This is a genomic window from uncultured Streptococcus sp. (assembly GCF_963521865.1).
Taxonomy (GTDB): Bacteria; Bacillota; Bacilli; order Lactobacillales; family Streptococcaceae; genus Streptococcus.
This window is the reverse complement of sequence record NZ_CAUQWY010000072.1, coordinates 1-4,042: the sequence shown is the minus strand read 5'-3', so window position 1 is coordinate 4,042 and position 4,042 is coordinate 1. Positions and strand designations below refer to the sequence as shown.

Here is a 4,042-nt window from a genome sequence, read left to right as displayed (position 1 = left end):
TGGAAAAAATTGTGGTTCAAGGTGGCGATAATCGTCTGGTAGGAAGTGTTACGATTGAAGGAGCAAAGAATGCAGTCTTACCTTTGTTGGCAGCGACTATTCTAGCAAGTGAAGGAAAGACCGTCTTGCAGAATGTTCCTATCTTGTCAGATGTTTTCACTATGAATCAGGTGGTTCGTGGTTTGAATGCCAAGGTGGATTTTAATGAAAAAGCTCATCTTGTTGAGGTGGACGCGACTGGCGATATCACTGAGGAAGCTCCTTACAAGTATGTCAGCAAGATGCGTGCATCTATCGTTGTCTTGGGACCAATTCTTGCCCGTGTAGGTCATGCTAAGGTATCCATGCCAGGTGGTTGTACGATTGGTAGCCGTCCTATTGATCTTCATTTGAAAGGTCTAGAAGCTATGGGGGCTAAGATTAGTCAGACAGCTGGTTATATCGAAGCCAAGGCTGATCGCTTACATGGAGCTCATATCTACATGGACTTCCCAAGTGTTGGTGCTACGCAGAACTTGATGATGGCAGCAACCCTGGCTGATGGAGTGACAGTGATTGAAAATGCTGCGCGTGAACCTGAGATTGTGGACCTAGCCATTCTCCTCAATGAAATGGGAGCCAAGGTTAAAGGTGCTGGTACAGAGACCATTACCATTACTGGTGTTGAGAAACTTCATGGTACGACTCACAATGTAGTCCAAGACCGTATCGAAGCAGGAACCTTTATGGTGGCTGCTGCCATGACTGGTGGTGATGTCTTGATTAAAGACGCTGTCTGGGAGCACAATCGTCCCTTGATTGCCAAATTACTTGAAATGGGAGTGGAAGTGACAGAGGAGACTGAAGGGATTCGAGTTCGCTCTCAACTAGGAAATCTAAAAGCTGTTCATGTGAAAACCTTGCCCCATCCAGGATTTCCAACAGATATGCAGGCTCAATTTACAGCCTTGATGACCGTCGCAAAAGGGGAATCAACTATGGTGGAGACAGTTTTCGAAAATCGTTTCCAACACCTAGAAGAGATGCGCCGCATGGGCTTGCACTCTGAGATTATCCGTGATACAGCTCGTATTGTTGGTGGACAGCCTTTGCAGGGGGCAGAAGTTCTTTCAACTGACCTTCGTGCCAGCGCTGCCTTGATTTTGACAGGTTTGGTAGCACAAGGAGAAACTGTGGTTGGTAAATTGGTTCACTTGGATAGAGGTTACTACCGTTTCCATGAGAAGTTGGCGCAGCTAGGTGCTAAGATTCAGCGGATTGAGGCAAGTGATGAAGATGAATAAGAGATCAAGCTATGTAATCAAGCGTTTACTTTTAGTCATCCTGGTACTGATTTTAGGTACTCTGGCCCTAGGAATCGGTCTAATGGTAGGCTATGGAATCTTGGGCAAGGGTCAAGATCCATGGGCTATCCTGTCTCCAGCAAAATGGCAGGAATTGATTCATAAATTTACAGGAAATTAGGCTGGAGAACCAGTCTTTTTCTAGAGATAAGGAGAAAAATGGATAGAAAAACAAGACAGACATTGATCGGGCTGCTAGTGTTATTGCTTTTGTCTGCAGGGAGCTATTATATCAAGCAGATGCAGTCGACAGCTAATAGTCCTAAAACAAGGGTTAGTCAGAAAAAACAAGCGTCTGAAGCTCCTAGTCAAGAATTGGCAGAAAGTGTCTTAACAGATGCAGTCAAAAGCCAAATAAAAGGGAGTCTTGAGTGGAATGGCTCAGGTGCTTTTATCGTCAATGGCAATAAAACAAATCTAGATGCCAAGGTTTCAAGTAAGCCCTACGCTGATAATAAAACAAAGACAGTGGGTAAGGAAACAGTGCCAACCGTAGCAAATGCCCTCTTGTCTAAGGCTACTCGCCAGTACAAGAATCGTGAAGAAACTGGGAATGGTTCGACTTCTTGGACTCCTCCAGGCTGGCATCAGGTTAAGAATCTAAAGGGTACTTATACCCATGCGGTCGATAGAGGTCACTTATTAGGCTATGCCTTAATCGGTGGCTTGGATGGTTTTGATGCCTCAACAAGCAATCCTAAAAACATTGCTGTTCAAACAGCCTGGGCAAATCAGGCGCAAGCCGAGGATTCGACTGGTCAAAACTACTATGAAAGCATGGTACGTAAGGCCTTGGATAAAAACAAGCGTGTCCGTTACCGTGTAACCCTTTACTACGCTTCGAACGAGGATTTAGTTCCTTCAGCTTCACAGATTGAAGCCAAGTCTTCAGACGGAGAATTGGAATTTAATGTTCTAGTTCCCAATGTTCAAAAGGGACTTCAACTGGATTACCGAACTGGAGAAGTAACTGTAACTCAGTAAAAGATAAGATAAACTCCTATGTCACTTGTGGATATAGGAGTTCTTTTTTGGACAATTTAAGTAGAACTAGAATAGACACTGAGAAAAAATAATATGTACTGAGCTAATTTTTGTGATATAATAAAGGATAAGATACTATTTTAGGAGAAGAACTATGGAAGACCCAAGTAGTCAGAATTTGTTGCTACAATTTGTTTTATTGTTTATCTTGACAGTGTTAAATGCCTTTTTCTCAGCCACAGAAATGGCCATGGTTTCACTTAACCGTGCGCGGGTTGAACAAAAGGCGGAAGAAGGAGACAGACGCTACATCCGCCTGCTGAAGGTACTAGAAAATCCTAATCACTTTTTATCAACCATTCAGGTAGGAATCACCCTGATTACAATCTTATCAGGGGCGAGTTTGGCAGACACTCTGGGACGAGAAATTGCATCTTGGCTTGGAAATGGTGAAACAGCTTATGCCATTGCAAGTTTTCTATCTTTAGCATTTTTGACTTATATTTCCATCGTTTTTGGGGAATTGTACCCTAAGAGAATCGCTCTTAATCTAAAGGATGCCTTGGCGATTCGTACAGCGCCAGTTATCATTGGGCTGGGAAAACTAGTTAGTCCCTTTGTTTGGCTCTTATCTGCATCTACCAATCTATTGAGTCGCTTGACTCCGATGACCTTTGACGATGCTGACGAAAAAATGACCCGTGATGAAATTGAGTACATGCTGACCAATAGTGAAGAAACACTAGATGCTGATGAAATTGAGATGTTACAGGGGATTTTTTCACTGGACGAATTAATGGCCAGAGAAGTCATGGTTCCTCGGACGGATGCCTTTATGGTGGATATTCAGGATGATAGTCAAACCATTATCCAGAGCATTTTAAAACAAAACTTTTCCCGTATCCCAGTTTATGATGGGGATAAGGATAACGTGATTGGGATTATTCACACCAAGAGTCTTCTTAAGGCAGCCTTTGTAGACGGTTTTGACAATATTGTATGGAAGAGAATTTTACAAGATCCACTCTTTGTTCCTGAAACTATTTTTGTGGATGACTTGCTAAAAGAATTGCGCAATACTCAAAGACAAATGGCAATCTTGCTAGATGAATACGGTGGGATGGCTGGTTTGGTGACCCTAGAAGACCTCTTAGAGGAAATCGTTGGGGAAATCGATGACGAAACAGATAAGGCTGAAATCGAAGTTCATCAAATCGGAGAAGATACTTATATTGTTCAAGGTACCATGAATCTCAATGATTTTAATGACTACTTTGATGTTGAATTGGAAAGTGATGACGTTGATACCATCGCTGGTTACTATTTGACAGGAGTTGGGACCATTCCAACGACTGAGAAACTCAGCTATGAATTGGTCAGCCAAAACAAACAGCTTATCCTAACCAATGATAAAGTGAAAAATGGACGTGTTACCAAGGTAAAAGTCCAAATTACCGAAGTTGAAATAGAAGACGAAACAGAGTAAACTAGAGGCTTTTGTCACCAGGTGTGACGAAGCTTTTTTCAGTTGATTTCAAAAGGGAATTGTATCCTCGAAAAACTCAGCCCCCAAACTTGCCCCAAAAGTTTTTTAAAGTTATACGTATTTATTCGAGTAAAAAGAAAAAAGCCCTTTAAATTGGGCTTTCTGTTTAAATGAAACCTGATAAATCAAGTTATAGAAGGCGGTAGACGGATTTGAACCGACGATCAAG

4 protein-coding genes are annotated in these 4,042 nt (G+C 42.3%); all 4 read left to right on the top strand.

What is annotated here, in order from left to right:
- Positions 1-1,283 (top strand): UDP-N-acetylglucosamine 1-carboxyvinyltransferase (gene murA / locus RWO85_RS09800; protein ID WP_314415641.1); only part of this gene is annotated, 1,283 nt, incomplete at its 5' end.
- Positions 1,276-1,464, top strand: a complete 189-nt coding sequence (locus RWO85_RS09795; RefSeq protein ID WP_314414809.1) for a DNA-directed RNA polymerase subunit beta — start codon at positions 1,276-1,278, stop codon at positions 1,462-1,464. The genes murA and RWO85_RS09795, both read left to right, overlap by 8 nt.
- Before the next feature lie 38 nt (positions 1,465-1,502).
- Positions 1,503-2,327, top strand: coding sequence for a DNA-entry nuclease EndA (gene endA / locus RWO85_RS09790; RefSeq protein WP_314414807.1), 825 nt, complete (start codon positions 1,503-1,505; stop codon positions 2,325-2,327).
- A 154-nt stretch (positions 2,328-2,481) separates the two neighbouring features.
- A complete protein-coding gene (locus RWO85_RS09785) occupies positions 2,482-3,813 on the top strand; it encodes a hemolysin family protein (protein ID WP_314415639.1) in 1,332 nt (443 codons plus the stop codon).
- The last annotated feature ends 229 nt before the right edge of the window (positions 3,814-4,042 follow it).

Bases quoted from the DNA above. Each gene is read 5' to 3' on its own strand.
- RWO85_RS09795 (WP_314414809.1), top strand. From the start codon at position 1,276: ATGAATAAGAGATCAAGCTATGTAATCAAGCGTTTACTTTTAGTCATC.
- endA (WP_314414807.1), top strand. From the start codon at position 1,503: ATGGATAGAAAAACAAGACAGACATTGATCGGGCTGCTAGTGTTATTG.
- RWO85_RS09785 (WP_314415639.1), top strand. From the start codon at position 2,482: ATGGAAGACCCAAGTAGTCAGAATTTGTTGCTACAATTTGTTTTATTG.